General features: G+C 43.5%; 29 protein-coding genes. 10 read left to right on the top strand and 19 right to left on the bottom strand.

Going from position 1 to position 24,108, the window contains the following annotated elements:
• The first annotated feature begins 224 nt into the window (after window positions 1-224).
• The 4 genes from QUB24_RS06460 to QUB24_RS06445 all read left to right on the top strand — a co-directional run bounded on the left by QUB24_RS06460 (window position 225) and on the right by QUB24_RS06445 (window position 3,718).
• Window positions 225-1,202 (top strand): cupredoxin domain-containing protein, encoded by a 978-nt coding sequence (locus QUB24_RS06460; protein WP_333151735.1) that lies wholly within the window; start codon window positions 225-227, stop codon window positions 1,200-1,202.
• A 178-nt stretch (window positions 1,203-1,380) separates the two neighbouring features.
• Complete coding sequence (locus QUB24_RS06455) at window positions 1,381-1,794, top strand: heavy metal-responsive transcriptional regulator (RefSeq protein ID WP_333151733.1); 414 nt, start codon at window positions 1,381-1,383, stop codon at window positions 1,792-1,794.
• 555 nt (window positions 1,795-2,349) lie between these two features.
• Window positions 2,350-2,544, top strand: a complete 195-nt coding sequence (locus QUB24_RS06450; protein WP_015211780.1) for a heavy-metal-associated domain-containing protein — start codon at window positions 2,350-2,352, stop codon at window positions 2,542-2,544.
• 199 nt (window positions 2,545-2,743) lie between these two features.
• Window positions 2,744-3,718: a hypothetical protein gene (locus QUB24_RS06445; RefSeq protein ID WP_333151731.1), complete on the top strand. Its 975-nt coding sequence runs from the start codon at window positions 2,744-2,746 to the stop codon at window positions 3,716-3,718.
• 85 nt (window positions 3,719-3,803) lie between these two features.
• On the opposite strand, the gene QUB24_RS06440 is transcribed toward QUB24_RS06445, so the two are convergent.
• On the bottom strand, window positions 3,804-4,094 hold the full coding sequence (locus QUB24_RS06440; protein ID WP_333151729.1) for a hypothetical protein: 291 nt from the start codon (window positions 4,092-4,094) through the stop codon (window positions 3,804-3,806).
• Window positions 4,095-4,266: 172 nt separating this feature from the next.
• Between QUB24_RS06440 and QUB24_RS06435 the strand changes: the two genes are divergently transcribed.
• A complete protein-coding gene (locus QUB24_RS06435; protein ID WP_333151727.1) occupies window positions 4,267-4,473 on the top strand; it encodes a hypothetical protein in 207 nt (68 codons plus the stop codon).
• Between the two features lie 173 nt (window positions 4,474-4,646).
• On the opposite strand, the gene QUB24_RS06430 is transcribed toward QUB24_RS06435, so the two are convergent.
• The 4 genes from QUB24_RS06430 to QUB24_RS06415 form a co-directional block, all read right to left on the bottom strand.
• Window positions 4,647-5,351 carry a hypothetical protein gene (locus QUB24_RS06430; protein ID WP_333151725.1) on the bottom strand — a complete coding sequence of 235 codons (705 nt, stop codon included), beginning with the start codon at window positions 5,349-5,351 and terminating at the stop codon, window positions 4,647-4,649.
• Window positions 5,352-5,414: 63 nt separating this feature from the next.
• Window positions 5,415-8,552 (bottom strand): Eco57I restriction-modification methylase domain-containing protein, encoded by a 3,138-nt coding sequence (locus QUB24_RS06425; protein ID WP_333151723.1) that lies wholly within the window; start codon window positions 8,550-8,552, stop codon window positions 5,415-5,417.
• 211 nt (window positions 8,553-8,763) lie between these two features.
• Window positions 8,764-8,892, bottom strand: a complete 129-nt coding sequence (locus QUB24_RS06420; RefSeq protein ID WP_333151721.1) for a hypothetical protein — start codon at window positions 8,890-8,892, stop codon at window positions 8,764-8,766.
• Between the two features lie 87 nt (window positions 8,893-8,979).
• On the bottom strand, window positions 8,980-9,144 hold the full coding sequence (locus QUB24_RS06415) for a hypothetical protein (RefSeq protein ID WP_333151719.1): 165 nt from the start codon (window positions 9,142-9,144) through the stop codon (window positions 8,980-8,982).
• A gap of 579 nt (window positions 9,145-9,723) precedes the next feature.
• On the opposite strand from QUB24_RS06415, the gene QUB24_RS06410 reads away from it, so the two are divergent.
• Window positions 9,724-10,662, top strand: a complete 939-nt coding sequence (locus QUB24_RS06410; RefSeq protein ID WP_333142779.1) for a GIY-YIG nuclease family protein — start codon at window positions 9,724-9,726, stop codon at window positions 10,660-10,662.
• A gap of 119 nt (window positions 10,663-10,781) precedes the next feature.
• Here the strand turns inward: QUB24_RS06410 and QUB24_RS06405 are convergent, their stop codons facing one another.
• The 13 genes from QUB24_RS06405 to QUB24_RS06350 all read right to left on the bottom strand — a co-directional run bounded on the left by QUB24_RS06405 (window position 10,782) and on the right by QUB24_RS06350 (window position 20,222).
• Window positions 10,782-11,003, bottom strand: a complete 222-nt coding sequence (locus tag QUB24_RS06405) for a hypothetical protein (protein ID WP_333142780.1) — start codon at window positions 11,001-11,003, stop codon at window positions 10,782-10,784.
• Between the two features lie 40 nt (window positions 11,004-11,043).
• Entirely contained in the window at window positions 11,044-12,282 is a 1,239-nt protein-coding gene (locus QUB24_RS06400) for an FAD-dependent oxidoreductase (protein WP_333142781.1), read from the bottom strand.
• Window positions 12,283-12,348: 66 nt separating this feature from the next.
• A complete protein-coding gene (locus QUB24_RS06395; RefSeq protein ID WP_333142782.1) occupies window positions 12,349-13,884 on the bottom strand; it encodes an NAD(P)/FAD-dependent oxidoreductase in 1,536 nt (511 codons plus the stop codon).
• 139 nt (window positions 13,885-14,023) lie between these two features.
• On the bottom strand, window positions 14,024-15,727 hold the full coding sequence (locus tag QUB24_RS06390; RefSeq protein ID WP_333142783.1) for a multicopper oxidase domain-containing protein: 1,704 nt from the start codon (window positions 15,725-15,727) through the stop codon (window positions 14,024-14,026).
• 55 nt (window positions 15,728-15,782) lie between these two features.
• Window positions 15,783-15,977, bottom strand: a complete 195-nt coding sequence (locus QUB24_RS06385; protein WP_333142784.1) for a heavy-metal-associated domain-containing protein — start codon at window positions 15,975-15,977, stop codon at window positions 15,783-15,785.
• A 118-nt stretch (window positions 15,978-16,095) separates the two neighbouring features.
• Window positions 16,096-16,248, bottom strand: a complete 153-nt coding sequence (locus QUB24_RS06380; RefSeq protein ID WP_333142785.1) for a hypothetical protein — start codon at window positions 16,246-16,248, stop codon at window positions 16,096-16,098.
• A complete protein-coding gene (locus QUB24_RS06375; RefSeq protein ID WP_333142786.1) occupies window positions 16,245-16,931 on the bottom strand; it encodes a methyltransferase domain-containing protein in 687 nt (228 codons plus the stop codon). The genes QUB24_RS06380 and QUB24_RS06375 overlap by 4 nt, the downstream gene beginning before the upstream one ends.
• A gap of 141 nt (window positions 16,932-17,072) precedes the next feature.
• Entirely contained in the window at window positions 17,073-17,609 is a 537-nt protein-coding gene (locus QUB24_RS06370) for a universal stress protein (RefSeq protein WP_333142787.1), read from the bottom strand.
• Window positions 17,610-17,664: 55 nt separating this feature from the next.
• On the bottom strand, window positions 17,665-18,156 hold the full coding sequence (locus tag QUB24_RS06365) for a DUF1269 domain-containing protein (protein WP_333142788.1): 492 nt from the start codon (window positions 18,154-18,156) through the stop codon (window positions 17,665-17,667).
• Between the two features lie 106 nt (window positions 18,157-18,262).
• Window positions 18,263-18,577, bottom strand: a complete 315-nt coding sequence (locus QUB24_RS33555; protein WP_445251356.1) for a DUF5676 family membrane protein — start codon at window positions 18,575-18,577, stop codon at window positions 18,263-18,265.
• Window positions 18,567-19,256, bottom strand: coding sequence for an isoprenylcysteine carboxylmethyltransferase family protein (locus QUB24_RS06360; RefSeq protein WP_333142789.1), 690 nt, complete (start codon window positions 19,254-19,256; stop codon window positions 18,567-18,569). The genes QUB24_RS33555 and QUB24_RS06360 overlap by 11 nt, the downstream gene beginning before the upstream one ends.
• A gap of 50 nt (window positions 19,257-19,306) precedes the next feature.
• Entirely contained in the window at window positions 19,307-19,558 is a 252-nt protein-coding gene (locus tag QUB24_RS06355; protein WP_333142790.1) for a DUF2933 domain-containing protein, read from the bottom strand.
• A gap of 43 nt (window positions 19,559-19,601) precedes the next feature.
• Window positions 19,602-20,222 (bottom strand): DUF305 domain-containing protein, encoded by a 621-nt coding sequence (locus QUB24_RS06350; RefSeq protein ID WP_333142791.1) that lies wholly within the window; start codon window positions 20,220-20,222, stop codon window positions 19,602-19,604.
• Window positions 20,223-20,292: 70 nt separating this feature from the next.
• On the opposite strand from QUB24_RS06350, the gene QUB24_RS06345 reads away from it, so the two are divergent.
• Window positions 20,293-20,433 (top strand): hypothetical protein, encoded by a 141-nt coding sequence (locus tag QUB24_RS06345; protein WP_333151717.1) that lies wholly within the window; start codon window positions 20,293-20,295, stop codon window positions 20,431-20,433.
• Window positions 20,434-20,566: 133 nt separating this feature from the next.
• Here QUB24_RS06345 and QUB24_RS06340 read toward each other — a convergent pair whose 3' ends face one another.
• Window positions 20,567-20,926, bottom strand: coding sequence for a four-helix bundle copper-binding protein (locus QUB24_RS06340; RefSeq protein WP_333142793.1), 360 nt, complete (start codon window positions 20,924-20,926; stop codon window positions 20,567-20,569).
• Between the two features lie 268 nt (window positions 20,927-21,194).
• Here QUB24_RS06340 and QUB24_RS06335 point away from each other — a divergent pair, with 268 nt between their 5' ends.
• The 3 genes from QUB24_RS06335 (at window position 21,195) to QUB24_RS06325 (ending at window position 23,978) form a co-directional block, all read left to right on the top strand.
• Window positions 21,195-23,312 carry a response regulator gene (locus QUB24_RS06335; RefSeq protein ID WP_333142794.1) on the top strand — a complete coding sequence of 706 codons (2,118 nt, stop codon included), beginning with the start codon at window positions 21,195-21,197 and terminating at the stop codon, window positions 23,310-23,312.
• Between the two features lie 94 nt (window positions 23,313-23,406).
• The gene (locus tag QUB24_RS06330; RefSeq protein WP_333151715.1) at window positions 23,407-23,529 is read left to right on the top strand and encodes a hypothetical protein; all 123 of its coding nucleotides are present in this window, start codon (window positions 23,407-23,409) and stop codon (window positions 23,527-23,529) included.
• The gene (locus QUB24_RS06325) at window positions 23,529-23,978 is read left to right on the top strand and encodes a pyridoxamine 5'-phosphate oxidase family protein (protein WP_333142796.1); all 450 of its coding nucleotides are present in this window, start codon (window positions 23,529-23,531) and stop codon (window positions 23,976-23,978) included. The genes QUB24_RS06330 and QUB24_RS06325 overlap by 1 nt, the downstream gene beginning before the upstream one ends.
• Window positions 23,979-24,108: the final 130 nt, after the last annotated feature.

Here is a 24,108-nt window from a genome sequence, read left to right as displayed (position 1 = left end):
AGCAACTTACATTTCTAGGAACATTAGCAGGATTTGGATTTCTGCTTGGGGTAATTTCCGGTTCAATTTTTGGAGTGTTAACGTAGCCTATTTTTGCACTCTGATGAATGAAACATCGAACGATAGCGCGGGTTTAGTCAATCACGAAGGAAATTCACTAAATACCTTTGTTCAAAACCCGCTCTTACTCCCATAATCTTGTGTATTTTTTAGGAGGTTTTCAAATGATCGGCAAAACAACAATTATCGGTACTATTGCTAGTCTGGGGGTTGTACTAGGAATGTTATCTGGTGAAGGAATAGCGCAAAATACCCATGAAACACACCAAACTCAAACACAGCAAAAAAGTCAGTTTCAGCGCATTGAACAACCCTTAAGTAACAAGATTTTAGTTACTTTGGCTGGAATCGGGTTAATTAGTTTAGAACTTTGGTGGTTTCTCCTTAGCAAACCCAAATCTCAGAAAGCAGTTACAGCCAGTGGAGGAATTCAAGAAGTAACCGTCACCGTTGATGGTGGCTATGAACCCAGCCGCATTGTTGTGCAAGCTGGACAACCCGTGCGTCTTAACTTTCACCGCCAAGATCCTAGCAGTTGTTTGGAACAAGTCTTAATTCCAGATTTTCATATTGCAGCAGATTTGCATCTGAATCAAGTAACCTCTGTTGAATTCACACCTAAAAAAGCTGGCAGTTATGTCTTTAGCTGTGGCATGAATATGTTTCGAGGCGAAATTATCGCCACCGAAGACCCACAACTTGAATCAACGGGGTTCGAGGAACCTCAAACACTAACAGAATCCCAGTTCAATTCATCCATGTCAACACATCAGCCTGAAACAATAATTGACGCTGAAGCTATGCAAATCAATCCAACTGTTGACCAGGGCATCCAGAAAGTGAGTATCATTGTTAACAAAGGCTACACGCCCAATCATCTGGTAGTTAAAGCAGGTAAACCCGTTCAACTCCACTTTTTACGTGAAACTTCTAGTGCTTGTTTAGCGAAAGTGCTGATTCCCGATTTTGGCATTGCTACCGATTTGTCTTTGAATCAAGTAACAACCATTGAATTCACTCCCGAAGACGTAGGAAACCACACTTTTAGTTGTGGCATGAATATGTTTCGCGGTACCATAGAAGTGCAAGCCGCTAACGTCTCTGACCCAGATGAAATGGCTGCTCAAGCCTTAAATAACTGACCGTCAACCAAGTGCGATCGCTCGAATGGTTTGTCCAAACGCCTACTGCTACCCAAAGTTGCGACATTCAGGCGATCGCCACTCAGGCATTCAAAAAAATTTCTAGCCCCTCTTGACTCTCCATCCCACTGGATAGTTTATCATAAGCTTAGAGTTGGATTCAGTAGAGGAAATGAGTATGTTAGTTCAAGAAAAGCAAAAACTCATTGGTTTAGTTGCGAAGGAAAGCGGCGTACCGATCAAAACCATTCGCTACTATGAGGAACTCGGTTTAATCAAGGCATCAGGCAGAACCGAAGGGAAATATAGATTATTTAATTCTGATATTTTGACTCGGCTAAGGTTTATTAAACGCGCCCAAACTTTGGGATTAACTTTAGCCGAGATTCAAGAATTATTGACGGTTCACGATGGGGGAGAGTTGCCTTGTGAACACATCAAAGTCCAGTTGCAAGATAAACTGCTCGCTATCGATCTACAAATGCAGCAACTACTTATCCTCAAACTAGAGTTGGAAGGATTACTTTCAGGTTCGCCCACCTTACTAGAAAAGGTTGATTCCATCATTTGTCCTCTGATTCAAAAAAAGTAAATTCTTCTATAACTTAATTGTTTCGATCGGTGTGTCAACGGAGGTTATAGAAGTTGACACACTGGTTTTTTATCAAAAAATAATATCGCTCAAGACAACGGCCCCATACACTGATTAAGGCAAGTCCAACAGTTATGGTCAAAGTGAAAAAATCAGGGTTTATATATTTTCTGCCTGCCTAAATATTAGAGTTGCAACACATTAAAAAAGATGAATTAGCAGGGCAAATATTTGACAATGAGCTAGAGCTTGCCTACGCCGTAATTCAGGGAGTAGAAGTTAGATAGAGGAGAAAGAAAAAACTACCGTACCCAACGTGTTAAATTTAAATCCAATCACTACACTAGGCTTTTCGTTACATAAAGATAATTTTTCCCGCCTACCTACTTATATGTCGATTTATTCTGGAAAAATTTGTCAATATTTTTTCGCTACCCCCTTGACTCTCCAGTCGAATAGAGAATTTAAGCTGTTATTAGTAGGTTGAGTAAGTTCACGATTGATTTACTCAACAAAGTTCACCCATCAATCACCATCGATTAGAAATTGAAGGCTATGGTACTGCAACTAACTGTTCCTAAACTGGCTTGTTCTGCTTGCGTGAATGCTATCACCAAAGTTATTCAAACACTTGATTCTACTGCCTCGGTTCAAGCCAATCCAAAAACCAAACTTGTCAGCATAGAAACTCAAGCCTCCGAAACAGCAATCAAAGAAGCAATAGCTGCGGCTGGCTATCCATCCGTGTAAACCTTTTAGTTTTTTTTCCTGCCAGCGGTTAGCTTTTGGCTAGCCGCCAATCCTAAATATTCATCTTAACTCTGGAGTTTATCAGTAGTTTAGAGGATTCATTTACAAGAATGCCCTTAACTAAAAACTCCAAACGAGAACAGCAAAGTCTGAACCCCTGATAAATCGACAACCTCAAGTTTACTAACTGGAGAAAACAATGAACCCATTTTTAACTGCAATTGCTATCACTTCAACTCTCATCCTAGCTCAAGCTTGCTCCTCACCCTCAAGCACGAAATCTGGCGAAACATCAACTTCTTCTGCCTCACAAGTGGCAAATACAAGTTCTCATGAGGGTCATGTAATGGATAATTCCCAGACATCAGGAGCTAATAAAAATCTTCATGAGGGTCATAATATGGAGGATTCCAAAACCCATGACGCTGGAGAACAACATCATGATGGTGGTCATTCGGGACATTCAGATGCCGAACCTGCGAATGCTATCGCTAAGCTGACAGTTCCCTCCAATATCGCGCCCAAAACTCCCGTACCTTTGGTAATTGAAGTCCAAAACAAAGAGGGAAAGTCTATTGCTGATTTTGATAAATTCCAAGAACAATTAATGCACCTGATTGTCGTTAGCGATGACCTCCAATATTTCAATCATATTCACCCCACCTATAAAGGAAATGGACGCTTTGAAGTTCAAACGGATTTTCCCGGCTCAGGTGGTTACACGTTGTTCAGTGATTACAAACCAGCCGAAAAATCAGAACAAGTTTCTGTCTTAAAAATGCAAGTTCCGGGTCAAGCTTTAGCTCTGTCCAAAGTTGACATGGCTACCACCAAAACTTCGGGAAATACTAAGGCTAACCTCACGTTTTCTCAACGTCAAATAAAAGCTGGACAAGGAGTTAACTTAATTTTCAATTTGCAAGATGCTAGTAGCAACCAACCGCTGAAGGATTTACAGCCCTATTTAGGGGAAAGAGGACACTTAGTTATCCTCAAGCAGTCATCACCGTTGACAAAAGCCGACTATATTCATGCTCATGCCTTGAAAGATACTCCAGCAGGGGAGGTTCACTTTATGACCAGTTTCCCCCAACCAGGAAAATATAAGCTTTGGGGGCAGTTCAATCGTAATGGTCAAATTGTCACGGCTGATTTTTGGGTAAAGGTGGAATAGTTATACTCGCATTTTTTGTTTCTGAAGCCGAGAAACAGATTTTTGTTTCAAATGCTTGATTTATAAACATTTTGCTATCAGCTAACTACTGGTGGCTGATAGCAAAACTCCTTGGCGATAAATCATGAGTAAACTCTGGAATCATCGGAATTACAACCTTCTTCAAACACCAATCTTCAAATCCATTCAGAGTCTGCTTCTTGTCGGCGATCGTCCCCTTGGTTATTGCTCGTGTTGCTCCTTGTGGGCGGTGGAGGGATTGGACTGTGGCGCGTTTTTGCTCCGACTCAGGAAAAGTGGCAGGGTGGGGGTGAACTTGGACGTACACTTTTTTAGACTGCGATACTAAAAATCCGGTGGGTGTTGGTTTTAGCAACGGCGGTTATTCTCGATACTGGCAAGAAGAACGCTGGCTGTCTTCGGTTTAAACATTCAAGAGCGAGGAAAACTGCCACTTCCCGCGTTCCTTAACACCAAAAGCCAGGTTTCAGTACCATCACAATTGGGCTTCAACCCAGATTATTTGTAACGCCCCAGGTTTTACTGCTGTGCCTTATGCAGCAGCCCGTGTAGAAACTTCTTCAAGAATAGAAAATAATTCATCTAGCAGTTTAAAAGGATGCAGGGGTGCGATGGCGTTCCGCCCCGCAAGCTACGGCATCAGTTACGCTTGCTGTCAGAATGTCCCCACTGTGTGGCGAGGTTTAAGATTCCAGCATTGTGGGTTGATGGGTGGTGTCCGAGGTGTTTTATGACATTTGCTGAGAGGGCAAAGTATCAGAAGCCTAGAGAAATATTAAAAGAATAAATATTTAGTAATGCTGAGGATAAATCTGCCAATTTAGATGAAGCTGTTTTGCAATTACTTTACAAGCTAAACTTAGTTAATCTAGTATAGATACTGATGAAGTAATTGCGAGTTTTGGATCTATACTGAAGATGTATTAGTAGGAACTGAAGCAATTATTTTTAATAGTAAATGGTGACAGCAAAATTCCGCAGGATATGATTTTTCTTTTTCGGCGGGAACTATCCTTTGGTGATCTGAGGTTTTGTGGTCACGGTTTAGAAAATTTGGATGATCGCTTAATGTACATGGTACTTTGGTTGCAATATTCGTAAAAGCTTTGTTTGAATCACCGGAAAAAAGATAGCCCAGCATTCCTCCTTGATAAGAAAAGGGTGCATATAGGCAGGGGATAAAATTTTCATTTATTTCTTTTATATATTCTCCTACATCCCCATCTGTTTTTAATACTTTAGCTTCTAAAGGCCATATAATCCTTCTATTAGCACTAAGAATAAATGCAATGTCATACTCTTTTGGTTGTGCTGGCGCAGGTTGACGAGTCTCCCTTTCATAAGAACCATGTTGAACATAATATGGCTCATCCCCTGTCATAACTTTGCGAATTTCTGGCTCAAGCAATTGAGTGATGTCTCGTTCAATGTCATCTTTAGCTTGACTACAATCAATTTCTGATAATACCTCCTTTACTAATAAATCATATCCTTCCCACACGAAAGTAAGTATATTAGTTGATGCCGTTTCACACCAGTGCTTGGAAATGGCCATGAATTCATCTGTATCTGGCCATCTTAATTCTGAAATTGTCTGCCGTCTTTTAACCATAATTTAACTCCTATACCACTAATAATTTTGCGTTTCAATTAGTTAATTAATATGACTATATATCTAAGTCATAATATCTGCTGCTACTTGATCAGCATCTCTTAAAGCCATAGAGCGAGTCCAATAACGAATTTTGTCAGGTTTGATCAAATAAATAGTAGGAATTTTCACCCCACTCAATTCGACAGAATCATAAATCCTGGCAACTCGCTGATAAAAGATGCTACCGTCTTCTATATTTCCTCTCTTCAGATACAACTGATTTAATTTCTGCAATAGTTCCAGTAAATCAGGGGAATCAATAGGTTCGATATGTACTCCTTCACAGTCAGGTCTATTAAGATAAATGGCAACTAAACGAATAGGAAGAAGAGTGTTAGTTATTTCCTGAAATATGGTGGCGCAAACTTGTTTATCTTGTCCAAATCCTGCTTTAATAACTCGCAAAAAATACTCGCAGTATGCTGTAAGTTCAGGTTCACTATTATTTTGAGATTGACTATTATTTCTACGAAGGGTTCTTTGTCTTCCTGGAGAAGCACTATCTCCTTGAAAGTCTTGCAGAGTATAATTGAATAGATCATTAATTAGCACCCATTCACTATCTTTAAATTCAAAAGCTTGTCGTATGCGCTCATCTATATCCTCAACTGTTTTTATATTATGCAATTCTCCTACCGATAATTCAGGTATTGGCACACGCAGTAAATCATCTACATTAACTTCTGGGATATAAGAGGCAAAACGACCACTAGAAAGTAGTAGATAGTAGACAGCTAACTTACTGTTGTATGCTAGACAAGCAGCATTCAATTGTGAAATATGCTTTTCAGGAATATGTATGCTTACATAACTTTTAGAGCAGATAATTCCTTCATTTGTATTATCAGTATCAATTATTACTGAACGGAATCTGGCGCTCTTTTTCTGCCAACTGAGCTTTAAAATCATTTGTGGCAGTTGAAATGCAGATAGGCTACTCAAACCTGTACCGGAGTCAATATATGGATCATCATTAATAGGAAGTTGTTCCGCATTTAGGTAGAGAAAACTTTTGTCCAGGAAATCAATTTCTCTCAGAATTCGTTTATTTCTTAAATTATCTTGCAATTTTTTTCTATTACCTTTTGTTACCCCTTGACGGGTTTCAGCAATGCCACGAGCTTTAAGCTTTTCAATACTTAATTCTTGATTCAATCTTCTTACCAAGGAGAGATCACGTCTCCCTCCCCACATTAAAGCTGTCCAAACTAATGGGTTTGCGATTGCCTCTTGTGGGTCAATTGTATTAATATCATGTGGCTCAATTACTATATGATAGTCATCTTCATTAGTCATTACTGGCTTAGGACAAATGTATGTCAAAGGCTCACCGTCAGGAGGTGTGACTGACATTGTGATAATACAAGCTGGAGAAATAGCATCTTTGAAAATTCCAAAACGTAATGCAGACAAGTTAACTATCTCTTCAATTTTGAACTCTGAAAAGAGAGTGTTACGGAATTCCCTAGCAGGGCCACTTTGATTAAAAAGCAGTGGCATAGCAGGCTGTATCATTGATATTTGTCCACTTTCCTTTGTCAAAGCAGCAGCTTTTGGTAAAAAGAAAAGCCCAATATTACCATAAGTGCTAGTAGTCCATTGAGTGTGATTTTTTTTCCAAGAATCTATGTATAAAGATTTCTTTTCAGAATTTTTACCCCACGGTGCATTACCAATAACTAAATCATATTTACCAGCATCTTGGACAGAACGAAAACCTTCTTTATTTTCTTCAAAAAAATCAGCAGTAACTAATTGGCATTCACGCAATCTTGGAAAGCGAAACTCATTTTCCCAATAGTATTGAGGTTCAACTTTATCAAGCATGGTTAAATAAAGACTAAAAGATGCTACTCTTACCGCTTGAGCATCTACATCAACTCCGAATAAACTATTTTCTAGTAAAGACTTTAAATCACTTGGCTGAATTGTCCTATTAAGATGAGCTTGTTCCCATCTATAAATTAAGCGCTGGAATGCTTTAACCAGAAAAATTCCTGAACCACAAGCAGGATCAAGAATCTTAATATCCCATTCTTGACTATCCCAAGGTAAAACACCATCTAGTACAAAATCAACTATATGTTCTGGTGTGTAATGAACTCCTTTACCAGATTCTTTACTCACAAATTCTTCATATATACTGCTAATAAAATCTAAAGGTATAACGTCAAAGTGATAGTAGGGCCATAGACTCATTTGTCCACTTTCAATGTCTACACGACCACTGACAAAATAAGCAAGTATATTTAAGTGAGTTTTTTTAACTTTGTTTTCTTCTGTTTTCCATTCAGCTTCACGTTCTTCTGCTGTAGATGCTTTACCTGGGAATAAATCACCATTAAACTTACCATTGAGCCAACGGAAAAATTTATAACTATCCCTATGATTTGTTAGTATGTGAGGCAAGCTAGAATATTTAACTGATAATTCTTCAATTCTATATAAATAATCCAGTAAGTTTGTATTTAGAGTGGGATCTCCTTCAGAATCTTGGCGATCAAAAAGGAATTGAATAAATATAATTCTTGCTAGTAAATCATGAATAGTGTTATCGTCAAGTTGTTCTTCTTGAAGTCTCTCCCGAACACTTTTCAGGTTTTTCAATAGCATTTGGTCAGCAGCCTGGCTTCGTTTAAATCGTTCGCTATGTTCTTGGAAAAATTGACCTGATAATAAATCAGCCCAGTGTAAACGCAAAGTTTGAGCAGCTTGAGCAGAAAGAGAAGGCTGATTCAATAATTCAAGTTCCTGTCTGGAAACATGAATTACTGGCTTGATAGCATCTTCTGCTTTTGGTGGTTCTTCGTAGCACGTCCAAATTCTTAATCGGTTAGGTTCTATTGTGATTAATGATGGTGTACGAGAAAAACTCCAAGCAAGTCTATAAGTTTTTCTCAGTGTGTCCTCTGATACTTCTCTAGGAAAATCGCACACCAAAGCAATGGGGGCTTCTGTTGAGTCACCTTGAGGATTTGCGGCCAGCACTCCTATTTGTACACCATCACCATCTGGAAGTCTGCTTATAGTCCTTCCTAATTTTTCCTTAGCCTTTCGTGCATAAATACTAGGTCCAGCACCAGATGGCTCCAAAATTTGTTGTGGAGTCGGCCAGTGAAGGTTTTTATGTGCTAGTTCAAGTAGTCCAGACTGTGACATTCCGTTTTTTACGCTGCATTAAAGTATGTATAATTTCGCATTTCAACCATCACCTTGTTATGATATTGATTGATTTTCTTCAAGAGTAGAAGGATATTATTCACTGTTGCAATAATATTTAAATAGAGTTCATAGAAGTTTATTTAGAGTCAACACACTTTCATTAAAAGCAAGTGATGATCACAATATACAATATCGTGCGACTTTAGTATTAATCACCCACTCTACTAATTAACCTCTGATAAATAACATCCAACCACACAGGAATCACAGCTTTACCTTCATCTAAGGATGCGATCGCACTCTCCCAATCAAACTCTACCAGTTTAAGCGATCGCACTTTACACCTTCACTCTCTCACGCAACCGCCCATAAATCACATCTAACCACACCGGTACTACAAACTTACCCTCAGCCCAAGCAGCTACTAATTTTCCACATCGAACTCTACCAGCTTATAATCTCCTGCCTGCGACTCCTTGACAAAAATTAACCGGTTTGGCTCCCGATCGCTCAAAAGCCCCGGATACTTCTCCTGGAGAGTTTTTAGAACTTCTCTAGCCACCTCAAACGTAAAACCACTGACAGCCAATACTCTATCGTCGCCAATGCCGCAAAATCTAGGACTTGCTCGCAGGCAAAAACAAGCTCTAATCAACGAATTACTGATCCAAGCCAGTAAAAACATTCAAAACATAGAGGCAAGCATTTCGGTAACGTCTTGTTGGTGGCGGCCCCGGTTGTTTCGTCTCAAAGCATTACCCCACAGCAGCCGAAGCAAAGCATAATCGTGCTTACCAGACAAATTTGTGCGATCGCGCTGTATGACGGTCAGCGAAGGAACGGGCTAATTTTGTCCAGTCCCGTCTTGAACCAAGTAGCGGATTAGAGCATGAATTGCCCGCTGTGCCGTTAGCGAGAGAGCAACTCTCACAATACCTATCAGCCTCGGACTGAAGAAATTCCCGATTGGTGACGAGCAATTTTAGATTTTAGATTTTAGATTTTAGATTTTGGTGGATGCAAGGATTAAAGTCACGCATCAACAGCATCGAGTGCTGATCGCTTTACTCACGCCCGCCAGAAGTTCTCACCCCTGGATTTGTTACAATTCTCGATCGTGTGGAGCAGGTGCATCTACGAAAACCTGCTTTTAGGAGAACTTTTGACTATGTGGCTTAAATTTGGTGTTGCTCCCAGCGGAGAACTGGCGAGCATTGATGAGGTTGTGCGCGGAAAAACTAACCTCGCTTGCCTCTACTGCGGAGGCTCCCTCACAGCGAAAAAGGGTTCCGTGAAAGAACATCACTTCGCGCACACCGGGGAAACTTGCAAGCCCGTTTCGCAGCGGATTAAAACCAAAGCGTTTCCATCGCTTCCCCTCTACGATAACTTCAACGTGCGACTTAAAGGTGAGGAATTAGAGCAATTGAAAGTGCTGTGGAAAGAGTACGGCGCACAAAATTACGCCATTCCCAAAGACTTGGTAAACTTTCGGTGGGAACTCAAAGGATTGGTGGAGTCGTCGGGCGATCGCACTTATCACTTTACCGACTTGGGTAAAATCCCCGTTGGCGCGCTTCCCCTGGCGCTGTTCAACAAAGTCCAGGAACCTTTGCTGCTGTCGGAGCTGGCTTCGTTGGAAGGCTCTGTAGAGATTGCTGAAGCTGCGGGTTTATCTTGTTTGGATGAACGGCGGGCTGATTTGCTGATTTATCGAGCACAGCTTCGTCGGATTCTGGTGAACTCGCTCTACTTCCTTGAGGTAAAAGCTGACGAAAGCTGCTTCTATAAAATTGGGGTAACAACTCGATCGATCGAGGAACGCATCGCGGAAGTGCAGCGGGATGTGAAAGCGCATTACTCGGATGTGACCGTCAATTTGCTGGGACTGTGGGAACACCGGGGGAATGTGGAGCTGTACTTCAAGCACCGGTACAAAGCTTTTAATTATCGCATTGGCAAGCTGACAGAGTATTTTGCGTTTCCGAACGTCAAGGCGGTGCTGAATGATTTGTACGGGATGGAAGCAAAAGTGTTGAGTGATGTTGAGTCGGATGCGATCGGTCTGAACTGGAGCCACACGCCTCGAATTGGCCTGAAGTCCTGACTCAACTTCAACTTTCTGGAAAAAAGAAACTTTTTAATCGGGCGTTGCTGATTTACGGTATGAAAGGCTAAATATGCAAATCATAGAAACCAGTATCACAAAGCTTCTCGATTTTAAAGTTATTTTTTCATACCCTGATTAAGCAAGGCCATCTCTCGATATGCCCAATCGAGCGAGCCATAAAGATCAACATTTAGATCGAGCGCATTTTGAGCCGCCGCAAGGTAACTCGTTAGGCGACAATAATGCGCGATCGCGTCTAGCTCTGCCTGATGAGCCGCCCGGACTTGTGCGATCGAAAGTTCAGAATTGGCAGGAGTCGGCAGAATTGAGAAACGCATAGTTACTCACTTCAATAAAAATTTAGTTCCTTGTTTTGGGTCAAGGAGCTGACTCAAGGCTTGACCCAATCAGTTGAGCGACTCGAAAGGCAGAAGCGATCGCTCCTTCATGCAAGCCATCGCCAAGGTAGGCTCCCGCATGGTAGGTATTGTTCTCGCCATTGGTGGCAACTACTTCATCCCGATAGCGGAACGACTCCGTGGTGTAGAGTGGGGTGTGATGTTCCTGAGTGTGAATGATGCGATCGGGTGCAATCAACTCCTCTAGTTGGAACGATAAAAAATTATGCTGTGGCGACGAGATACCGCAAAGCTGATTTAGGCAGGCGTTATAGCCCCAGCGACTGTCTGGCTTTTGGAAGAAATCAAATTCTGAGGGTTGTGTAACGCCATGTCGGGCGTACATGGAAATATCTCTATGAACTAAGGTCGTTGCATAGTGGGCTTTCCAGCCGGAAAACTGTTTAGTTTCAGCGTCGGTCGGGTCAGCTAACAGCGCCATCACCTGGTCAGGGGGCGTAGCAAACACGACTTTATCAAACTCCTGAATTTCACCCGTCGAGCGCACAATTTTCACAGCATCCGAGCTTCTGGAAATACGGTCAATCTCTACATTCAGCAAAATCTCACCCTTAAAGCGTTCCAGGATTTTTTCAATGTAAGCATACACGCCGCCCTTAACCCTGACCCAGTTGACTGCGAGATAGTCGCGTAACATCGGAATCGCCAACTCTGCTGGAAAATCATCAATCAGTTCAAATGGGATTGAATAGCTATACATAACCAACAACTTTAGCCAGGTATCGCGGCTACCGGAGCCTGGCAAATATTCCGACAGCGGACGATTGGACAAATTTTGCAAGTTAGCAAATTTCGTTCTCAGCCATAATCCCGCAGAACGGGCATAGATGGTATCGAGGCGTAACTGTTCGATCAGCCCGTGGACACCTACAAAGTTCTTCTCGATCGTGACTGCCGATAGAAAGTGGCTGCCATCTTTAAGAAACATGGCTGAACCAATATCGACGGGTTCTAGTTCTACCCCTAGTTCTTGCATCAGCGCGATGAAGTTGTAAAAGACAGTCGGGAATTCGAGCACTCCACTTTCCAAAATTTCATCGCAATCGGACTGGTTCGGCTGCACGTTCTTGTTCAATGTCCGAATGTGCCCTCCTAACATGGGCTGCCGCTCAAACACGGTGACATGATGCCCTTCTTTATCAAGCAGGTAGGCTGTAGCCATGCCGCTAGCTCCGCCACCAATAACAGCGATTCTCATAATTGACCTCTAAGTTTATGAAATGGATAATGCGCGTAGGCGTAGTTCGTCGTAGACATCATCTGTTTAGTCGTCTAAAAGCACGTCGCCCGATAATCGTTGATAGAGCAATGCTCCCGTCCAAACTGTGCCAGCAAAGCCTGGATAGCCAGATGAGGCATTACAGAAATAGAACTGCTTGAGTGAGGTTTCATGATTCAGTCGCCCTAGACCCACATTGCGCGGTGTCAGAATGGAGCCGTAAGAATTCCCACTGGGACACCAGCAAAAGCGTTCATTGGTGGTCGGGCTGCCCGTAATATGGAAGACCATGTGCTTTCTAAAGTTCGGCACATAGTGTTTTTCCACAACATCCAGGATGGAATCCAAGATTTCTTGCTTCTTCTGGTTGTAAGCTTTGCGATCGCTCTCCCGCAATTGCTTGAAATAGCCGTAATTGGCAACTGTGAGAAATTCCACAATTTGGCAATCTTCTGGGCAATCTCGACTCGCTTCCGTCAGTAAAGTAGGCGTTGTGATCGCAAAACTAGGATTAGAAAAGTCATGGCGATCGTACATCTGTGCGAAGGATTCATTCAGGTCTTGATGCCCGCTATGGGCGAGGTTCCACTTGCCAAATCCATAGTCTCGCAGGTCGATATCCTTGACGACGCAATACGCCATGTAGTTAGATGCCGAATATTCATAGTTAAGTTTTCGACGCACAGTTTTGGAGAACTTTTCCTCACCGATCATCTTGGCGGCTCTTTGAGGGTCAATATTGCAAATCACCGTATCACCCGTAAATTCGGAGGTTTGATTATTGGTGAGATCCATTGCCTGAACTCCCGTAACCGTTCTGTCTGTGACTCTAAAATTCGTGATTTCATGGTTTAGCAACACCTCTCCCCCATGTGATTCAATCACCTTGACTAAGGAATTAATCACATCCTCAAAATGCTGGGTTGGGTAAAATGCACCTGCTTGATAGCCTCGGAACAATGCCACCCAAGCATAAAACGAGAGTTGATTTGGAGGTAATAAAAAATCAAGCCATTGCAGAGCCAATAGGGTTTGAGCGGCTTGGGGTAGCTGAAACTTGTCAAATACATCTTGAAGTGTGCTGTTGAGATGCTGGAAAGCACATAATGCTTCACTTGGGTGTTTGAGTAATTTAATCGGCTTAATTGGAGGAGCAATTATTTTCAAGCCTACGCCAGTCTTTTCTACTTCGTTAACGAATTGGCGAATGCGATCGCCATGTGCCGGAAATAGAGCCGATAATCGCTGGATCAGTTCTTCTGGCTCTGACGGAATATCAATCGCATACCCTGGCATTCGCATATGGTCAAAGCCGTCCGGGTCATAACGTTCAAAAGTTACTTCCTTATCCAAGCCCAGTTTTTTGAGCACTTGATTGACAGTTTGCCCTTCACCACAGTTCCAGACGTAGTGAAATTGAGCATTGAATGTATACTTTTTAGCCATTGTAAACGTATGCCCAAATCCCCCTGGATGCTCGTGAGCTTCGAGGATTTGCACAGTCTTGCCGGAGTTTGCCATCAAAGCACCAAAGGTCAATGCTGATAAACCACTGCCGATAATCAGGTAATCCGGTTTCATAAGAGAGTCCCTCGAACAATAAACATCTTTACAAGATCGCTGTAGCGCCTGTAGCCTCAGAATTAGACATCCAGTGAAAGGCTTTGAAATTGAAGTTAGAACCAATTACAGCGGGTTAACTAGCCTGATAGATGCCTGATTATTCCTTGACTCGATAATTTCTCATCATGCCAGCGTCTTCGTGCTCTAAGGTATGACAGTGGTATGTATATAAGCCGCTGTATTTCTCAAATTTCATGAGCAGCTTCACTCGCTCACCCGGCATTACCATTACAGTATCCTTCAAGCCCTCGTCTACATAGCCATCCTTGACAGTTTGCCATCCTGCGGCAAGTTCTGGCAGCACTTCCCGACTAATAACTTGAAACTGCACGCCGTGTAGATGGATAGGGTGCGCCATCCCCTTCGCATCCATCATGGCTCCGGGGTTGAGTTTATTGATAATCTCCCACTGTTCGATCGAATTTAGCTTTACGGTTTCTTGCGGTAATGCAGTATTCATTTCAAAGGGCTGCCCATTAATCACCCATTTCATACCTTTGAGAGAAAGCTCAATAGGTCGTGGCTGGGTGGCATTAACGGCATCTTCTGGACGCAATAGTGGTAGGGCTGCTAGTTGAGTGGGGAGTCGCAGAGTTTCTTTTTCTTTGCGCTCAATCTTGACGTTGAATAGCATCATCGCTGAACCAAGTTCCGGGGCATTGTCAGAACTCATCATGCCGCTCATGCTGCTACCTCCTACATTTTCTGCTCCTGAAAAAGCCAGACTATTTAGAGATACTTCTGTACCAACTTTCAACTTACTGAAATCTGCCCAAACATCAATCCGCTCACCTGGCGCTAACATGACATACTTTCGTTCGGTAGGTCGAGGCAGTAAGCTACCATCAGTGCCAATGATGGTCAGTGGATCGCCACTGCTCCACGCAAGCTTGTAGATACGTGAATTAGATCCATTTAAGAGGCGAAGGCGGTAGACTCGTGTCGCCGCAGAAAGTGTGAAGTTGGGCTTACCATTCACGAATATCTTTTGACCCAAAAAGCCCATCATGCTGCTCATGTCATTGCTGGATTGACCTGAGTTATCCTGTTGCATCCCACCCATGTTGCTATTACGGGGGGTACCTATTTTGCTGCCGAGATAGAGGAGTTGATTATTGGCATCTAAGGTACGATCTTGCAGCACAATCGGTATCTCATAAGCCCCGGTGGGTAGATTAAGGGTCGCTTCTTCTTGATCCGTCACTATAAATAGCCCCGCCAAGCCAGCATAGGCTTGCTGCCCTGTAAGCCCGTCTGGATGAGGATGAAACCAGTTCATACCTGCCCGATTAATCACCTCAAACTCGTAGATATAGGTCTGTCCTGGCTGAATCGCAAAGCGAGGATGTCCATCCATCTCCTCTGGTAAAATCAATCCATGCCAATGCACAATGCTGGCTTGCCCTTGAGGAAGGTTATTTTGGAAGTTGACCCGCACGCGCTGACCTTTGCGAACGCGAATAATGGGGCCTAAATAACTATCGGGAATGGTTTGTAAGCTGTTTGGGTCGCCCTTGACCAGTTGTGCTGCGTAAGACCAAACTTGGGTCATTTGTCCCGGCAAGATTGGAACCGTTGTCGGTGCAGCCTTCAGGTTGATTTCAATATCGGGAATAAATTTTGCATTCGGCCCACGGGCTACGGTGTTCCCCTGAGCCATTTCTGTGGTGGAAGATTGAGGCGAACAACTCGATAGCAGGCTGTGAATTCCGCTTCCGATGACAAGTCCGCCTGCAAATCCAGTCCCTCGAAGAAAGTTTCGGCGGGTTAGGGGATGTTGGTAAGTGGTTTTAATGGGCATATCGCTCTCATTTCTGAATACGTCAATAAGCTTGTCTTGTCCCTTCAGAACTTTGTTAAGCCACTTGGTAGCCAGCCGCCGTAATTACATCCTTGATTGCAGCTTCTGAGGCTTGAGTTTCCACTGATACAATCTTGGTTTTTGGATCGCCCTGAACGGTAGCTTTAGCATCGACTGTTCTAATCGCTTTAGTAATGGTGTTTACACAACCACCACAGGTCATATTGGGAACTTTTAATTGGAGTTTCATAATGTCAAATCCTTATTTTTGTGTGGTTCAGTCAAGAAAAACGTTTTGGACAATCAGCAATGCTTTTCTCCACTTTTCAACCAGTTCAGCTTCACTGTGCGGGCAGTAATCTGTACACTTATGCTTGTTGGGTGAGTACGAGTACCACAAAGCTAATAATAATTAGGAAGCCTGCATCCAGTTCAAGGATAGTTTCACTGACAGATTTGAGCCGCATAAAATAGATCAGGGGAAAGGCGATCGCCAAACACCAGATTTTTAGAAATATCATGATTTCTTAAAGCCGATACAAGCCATACTGGTGAAGCGAGCTAATCCTATTGGGAACGAGAAAAACTGAACGCGATTTAACCCGGCTTCACGTATCAGCGCTGAGAGTTTTTCCTGGGTGAAACATCGAGTGCCCCAATGCCACTGAATGAGTGAGCCGAGTAGTCCCGATCGAGTCACCACAAGAACTAATGGTGCGCCCGGACGCAAAACTCTGACCATTTCTTGTAATCCCTGTGCTGGATTCAGTAAATGTTCAAGCATATAGGCACTCATGACACCATCAAAAGAATGGTCTGCAAATGGCAACGTATTCACATCACTTTGACAGATTTGATGACGAATATTTGCCTGACTGAGTTGTTGATCGGCTATTTTGAGCATCTCCGATGAGACATCGACTCCAGTAATCTGTATTGTTGGATTAATAGTTTGAGCAAATGCCAGACTGAAGTCCGCTGTGCCAATACCACAATCACAAATGTTCAGGTTATCTTGCCAGTCAAGCAAAATATCAGCGTTTTTTAGCGATCGCCATAGCTCTCGATAAGCATGACGATAACCCAGAAGACGAACAAGTTGATGCCACCAGATGGCAGCTTTGTTATAGGTTTGAGACAGTTGTGTAGTTGTTGGATAAACTCGTTGAACTGAAACCTGCCACCATCCAACCGTCCATTCCATTGTGAAACCTCATTGATATGGAGTAATAATGCTAGTAGCTGCTGCTAATGTCTGGACACCCTTCTCACCGGGTGACATAATATGCACCAACATGAGGTTGGCTTGATTCGATTTTTCTTCCATTTGCTGTAAGTCTCTGACCTATGTGTGAGCGAGAGTAGGTTCAGTTTTTTCAGTTTTTATCGTGATGGGATGTTGCACACTCAAAACAGAACAGGGTGCATGGTGAAACACATAGTTACTGACGCTCCCCTGAATTAACTCTTTGACACCGGACAGTCCCCGATGCCCGATGACGATCAGATCCGCTTCCCAGTCTTGGGCGATCGCACAGATGGTTTCACCGGGGTTATCCACAAAGTCGCCAGTTTTTTGCATAGATTCTGCACCTACACCCGCTGCGATCGCCCGTTCACTAGAGGCTTGCAGTAACTTCAAGCCCATCTGTTTGTAGGTTTTCCAATGCTGTTCGTAGAACTGTACTTCTGTATTAAAATACTCAGGATTGTAACTTCCGCTGATAAGTCCTTCGATCTGGGGAAACCCTTTCTCCTGCATATGGATAATATGGAGCAGGAGCAAACTGCCTCCGGTCGTTTTTGCCTGAGCGATCGCGATTTCAACAACATGATCGGTCAGATCGGATTGATCGATCGCCACTAGAATTTTGTGAAACATAGAATCTCCTTTCAGAATGATAAGTGGTAACTTCGAGATTTCTTGGAGCTACGACTTACCCTGCTTCGGTTTTCGTAAGAACTGCCTGAAGTTGTGCCTCATCTTCGTGAGATAACGAAGTTCGTAGGACTTTTCCCTCAAATTTGCTCAAGTCGTCCAAAACCTTGTCAGGTGTAGACTTTCTCACCAAAACAAAAATGGCAGAGGTTCCAGGTTCGATCGTGTTGCCTAGTTCTTGAATGAAATTATCATCAATGCCGATATCCGTTAAGGCACCGGAAAGCGCACCCACTGCTGCACCCAAAATTCCCAGTATGGGTTCAAAAAACATCAAGCCGATTAACAGTCCCCAGAAGCCGCCACTTAACGCGCCACCGGTGACGAGTTCTTGAGTTTGTTTAATCTTGACTTTGCCATCTTTCTTTTTGACCACGATCGCTGCATCTTCTAGATCGATCAGATATTCCCGCTCCATTTTTCTGAGATCGAGCAACACTTCATCTGCCTTAAATTCATCAGGAAAGCCAATCACAATTAGATCACTCATATTTTTCTACCTGTTAAAATGAACACTCAGCTTTGAAAAGGAAAAAATTGCACGAAGATAATCACAGTTCCTAGTCCCCAAAAAAAGGTAGGAACACCATTGTTTTCTATCTCACCGGAAGCTTATTGTAGAGGCGAGCAACGAAAGCAGCGTACAGACCAGTACCCACAGACCAAACCACAAGACCTACAATAAAGCTTCCCCAGGTAATGCTTCGGGTAATACCAGATAAATTAGCGTGAAGAACATAGCTAAAGAATCCCATCGTTATCTCAGGTGCCACTGTTAGAAACAGAATGCAAATCAAATAAGCAATTCCTGTAATAATCGCTGTGGCAAGAAATAGCGATCGCACACTTAGCTTCAGCGCTGAATGACTACGTATACGGGTTTCTTCGTTCGGGTGAATACTATGGATCATGGTGAGACTCCTGTGAATGAGCTAGTTTTTTCTGAGTGTTGCGATGACCCCAGGGGACAAATGCAGGTGTCAGTGCGGCATAACGGGCATACTCCTCACCAAATTCTGCTAAGGCATCCCGTTCTTCTTGGTGAGCTAATCGGATATACATCGCGACCAAAATGGGGAACATGAGCAACGTCACGAGAGTAGGCCATTCCAGCAAAAAGCCCAACATGATGACAATGAAGCCGACATACTGCGGATGGCGAATGGTTGAATATGGCCCTGAAACCGCCAATGTATGACTTCGTTGAGCTTTGTAGAGAACTTCCCAAGCATTTCCTAAATAAATCAGTCCACCAAAAATTAGTACATTACTCAGAAGGTGAATCGGATTCCAATGAGGATCGCCTTTCCACCCCAGGAATGTCCACCACAGATGCCCAGCATCATGGGAAAAAATGTTCAATCCTGGATAGCGGGTTTGCAGCCAGCCTGAGAATAAGTAAAGCGTTAAGGGGAACCCATACATTTCTGTGAACAATGCCACAATGAATGCTGAGAACGCCCCGAACGATCGCCAATCTCTTGGGTTACGCGGCTTGGTGAAACTAAAGGCAAAGATAATAAATATCAGGGAATTAATAATCACTAATCCCCACAGTCCGTAAGCAGGAACGTTACTCATATCTCTCATGGTTCGATCTCCTTGAAATAGATTTATTTACAGAGTCCGAATAATTTCCTTCAGCGAGATTGGCTATTGCCACTGTTACCGCCTCCATGTCCCCCATGTGCTCCGTGCATAAATAGGTGCATGAATATACAGATGAACAGTAAAGAGAACGGTAAAAAGCCCGCTAAATGCGCCCAATGTTCTGTAATCAAAAAGTACGCAATAATCCCGATCGAGACATACAGCACAACCTTAATTGGCAAGCTGAGACGAGTTGGCTGACGATCGGGCTGGGACTGATTTGATGAACCATGTTGGTGCATAAAGACCTCCTTGTGAATAGAACAACTCGCGATTCCAGGCTTGTTACCATCCTTGCATCTGTGCGATTTCAGCGCTCTGAGATGTGATGATTGACTGAGCCAAAGTACGGATTTCTGGATGAGAAGCACGCTCAGATGCCATCTTCGCCATCTTCACCGCCATTTGATGATGGGGAATCATTTGTCGCACAAATTCTTTGTCAAAGTCCGGGGCTTTCTTGAGCGCGTCGAGGTCAGTTTTCATGCTCATCATGCCCTCACCCATCATGCCTGAGCCTGTGCCCTGCCCTTGGTTGTGGTGCTCTCCCATCATGCCCATGTCATTCATTGAAGGTGCAGGGACTTCTTTGCCGAACCACTGTTTGTACCAGCTACGCATCTCTTGAATTTCACGAGTTTGGTCTTTTTTAATCGCTTGGGCTAATTTTTTAACTTCTGGGCGTTTGGCGCGACTAAAAGCAAGATCAGCCATTGCGATCGCGTCTTGGTGATGAGGGATCATCATTTCGATAAAATGCTGATCGACTCGGACTGATCTGGGTTGTTGAGGATTTCTTGGTGCAGGTAATGACTGAACTTGTTCGCTGTTGATAAGGACAAATCCAGTAATAGCACCACTACTAAGTAACCCGACTAAGCTGTACACCAAAAACTTCTTATTCATAAACTTACCTTGGCTAAGGGATGATCACGTTCTTATACTTTTTAAACTACGCTTAGATTGTGAGAAACTTATGAGCGATGTAAAGCTAGAGAGAGAACTTTTTGCTTGTCCAGCTTTTGATGTAGGAACGGGCATTTTTTGCCAGCAACTTCGACAAAACCAGTGGATAGATCCACCTTGGATGTGTCGGAGAAGTTTATCGGAGCAATAAAAACAATTTTGCATGGCTCCATTTGATAAAACTCAGCTAAAGCGGGTACTGATTCTGCACTGATGGCTGTTGCGTAGGATAATGGTTGAGCGCGATCGCTCATGCAACAGCCAACGCGGTAAATAAATAGGTTTTATGCTGTTGCTTTAGCCATCTGACGGCAAGATTCAGCACAACGACGGCAGGCTTGAGCGCACTTTTTACACTGATCGTGGTCGTGCTTCTCACACTCAGTCGCACAGCGATCGCACGCTTCTGCACAAACCGCACACATTTGAGCGTGCAGGTCAGAATTACGAGCCATGAACCGAGCGCAGAGAGCACAGGTATCAGCGCAATCGCGGCATAGCTGAATACATTGAGCCATCATCTGCACCATGTCACTGGTTAAGCAAGCGGTTCCGCATTGCTCACACTCACGAAGACAGTCGAGGCAATTCTGAATGCAGGTTTCTAGCAGAGATTGATGAGATTTAGTAGTAGTAGTAGTCATGGTTTTAAGCTCCTAAAGAATCAACACAACGAAGAACGGATTGTTATGCCCTTCACCTTGGTTAGGGGATGACTAAGTTCTTATATCTCTCAAGCTACGCTCAGACTATGAGAAACCTATGAGCGATTCAAGGTTTACGTCTTTAGGAAGATTTTTCCAGCTTTTTGGCGATGAGCAATTCATTTCATCCTGATTTCATTCTTTCCCATCATTATTGGAGGATTCCGCTCACCTGACACCGCAACCAGCCTGTAAAGGAGTTAGACTGATGAAAATTTTGGTGGTAGAAGATGATGAGGCAATTGCCGACCTACTTACTTGCATTCTCTCCAACCAAAATTACGTGGTTGAAGTTGCTAACGATGGTGAGGCAGCTTGGGAACTGATTGTTGTTTATAACTATGATTTACTGCTGATAGATATTACGCTCCCTCGTTTAGACGGAATAAGTCTCTGTCGTAGAGTCAGAGCGCACGACTATAAAATGCCAATTCTGGTGGTAACAGGGCGAGGCAGTGGTCACGATCAAGCGATCGGGCTAGATGCAGGTGCCGATGGGTACATGGTGAAACCGCTCGATCAGGAGTTATTGATTGCTCGAATTCGAGCCTTGCTGCGTCGCACAGGCACGACTTTTCAATCTGTGCTGGAGAAGGGTAATTTGCGGCTCGACCCAACAAGTCGTGAAGTTACTTACGCAGGGCAACTTCTATCCTTGAGTCCCAAGGAGTTTTCGATCCTAGAGTTCTTTTTGCGGAATGGTCGTCAAGTATTTACCTACAGCGTAATTTTGGATCAAATCTGGGCTTATGGAGACACTCCTAGCGAAGATGCCGTGAGAACTCATATTAAAGGGCTACGACAGAAACTTAGAGGGGTCGGCGCTCCCACAGATTTGATTGAAACGGTTTATGGACTGGGTTATCGGCTTAAACCCTTGGAAGCGATCGCTGATTCAACCAAGACGGCTCAACTCACGTCTCATGAAGCGACTCAACCGATTCAACCACAAACCCTCAGCGCCTTATCCAAACGTCCAGAAATTGACCGCGCATCAAACGACTTAACCACAAAAGGGAGCGAGCCGGAAGAGTCTTTGTTTGCGGATGAGCGTCCTTTGTTATTGATCGTCGATCCCGATCGCCAACTGGCCCAACAGTTGATGAATGAAGCGGTGGACTGGGGATTTCGGAGCGCGATCGCCACAACACTTTCCGAAGCCGAAACGAAAATTGAGCAGGATGCGCCTACCGTTGTGCTACTCGATCCCGATATTACTCATCCCACAACAGAGAGTTTAAGGCTGCTGGCAAAGCTCAGTCATCAAACTCCTTCTGTGCCAGTTCTAGTTTTTACCAGTCACGATCAATTAACCGATCGCCTAGAAGTTGCCCAACTCGGCGGACATAGTTTTTTACACAAACCCTTGCCCCCGGCTCAAGTGCTGAAAGCGATCGCACAAGCGGCACAACAAGCAGAGACAGCAAAGCAACGGGTGATGGTCGTCGATGCTGATCCCCAGATTCTTGTAACTCTGAAGGAGTTCCTAGAACCCTGGGGATTGAGCGTAACAACGCTGAACGATCCTCAACGATTTTGGGAAACGTTGAAATCATGCTCACCGGATCTGCTAATTTTAGATGTGAAAATGCCTGCTGTGAGTGGCGTTGAGCTTTGCAAAATTATCCGCAACAATTCGCGCTGGGGGCGCTTGCCGATCATTTTTTTGACGGCGCATACCGATGCTGCGATCGTCAATCAAATGTTTTCAGTGGGTGCAGATGACTTTGTGAGCAAGCCGATCGTAGGGCCAGAATTGGTCAGTCGCATCATCAATCGCCTAGAACGGATCAAACTCCTTCAGAATGCTGCTGAGACAGATTATTTGACCAAACTCTCTAACCGCAATAAGTCAACCCAAGACTTAAACAAATACCTTCAACTTGCAAATCAACAGGAGCAGCCGCTCTGTCTAGCAGTTCTGGACTTAGACAATCTCAAACAGATCAACGATCGTCACGGGTACAATACTGGCGACATGGTGATGCGTCAGTGGGGACAATTGCTCCGGCAAACTTTTAGGCAAAATGCAGTCGTTGCTCGCTGGGAGAGCGATGAATTTGTGGTTGCCTTATCTAGCATGATTAAGGCAGATGGTATTCAAAGACTCACTCAATTATTAGCAACGCTCCACCACAGAAAATTTGTTGCTCCCGAGCAAACTCAATTTCGGATCACATTTAGCGCTGGAATTGCTCAATATCCAGATAATGGAACGGATTTGCCTTCTCTTTATCAAGCCGCATCCGAAGCCTTGCATCAGTCTAAAGTTGCTGGGTGTGCTTGTATTTTTTCGGCGGGAGACTCTAGGGCTATTCTCCAATAAACGAAGTCTTAATTCATTATTAACATTCTCAACCTCAAACTTTTCTTAACTCCTCATAAGTTCCTCAGATTGTTTTCTTACAGTCAAAGTGGGTATGCAAGGACTGTTGCATACAATTACCTCCGATCGCGCGCATTCTGGCATTGGGGAAGGTTTTGTATATCAGAGAGTTTTAGTAGCGATCGATGATTTTGAAATTAGCAGTGGAGAACAGTAATGTTAGATATCGATGAAATGGGACAAAAAGAAATACACGAACTGCTACATAAAGTAGGATATGGACACCTCGGCTGCATAGGCGAAGGGTATCCATATATTGTGCCTATGCACTATTACCTCAAAGACTCAGAAATATATATCTTCACAACGGTGGGAATGAAGACTGAGTATATGGATGCAAATCCAAAAGTTTGCTTACAGATCGAAGAAGTTCACGATCTGGTGCACTGGCGCAGCGTTGTTGTGAATGGTCGCGCTGAACGCCTCACTGAGCAGCAAGACATCGATCGGGTGATGCAATTTGTCAAAACGCAGAATCCAACACTTTCGCCTGCGATCAATCGAACCTGGATCGATGCTTGGGGACGAGCAGAGGTGATTGCAATCTACCGCATTCACGAGAATGAAATGAGCGGACGCACGACTGATGGAGTTAGCAGTCAGTGAAATCGAAAAATTTGGACAAACTTATTTTAGAAGGCTGATTTTAATTCGGCGATCGCCTCTCTAAAATTTCGCCCTAGCTTCCTTCTCTGTAAATCTGCCAACCAGGGCATCACATTAAATTAGGAGGATT

Origin of the sequence: Microcoleus sp. B9-D4, assembly GCF_036705105.1 — a bacterium.
In the GTDB taxonomy this organism is placed as follows: domain Bacteria; phylum Cyanobacteriota; class Cyanobacteriia; order Cyanobacteriales; family Microcoleaceae; genus Microcoleus.
The sequence above is the reverse complement of the archived record's forward strand: the minus strand, read 5'-3'. Positions and strand labels throughout refer to the sequence as shown.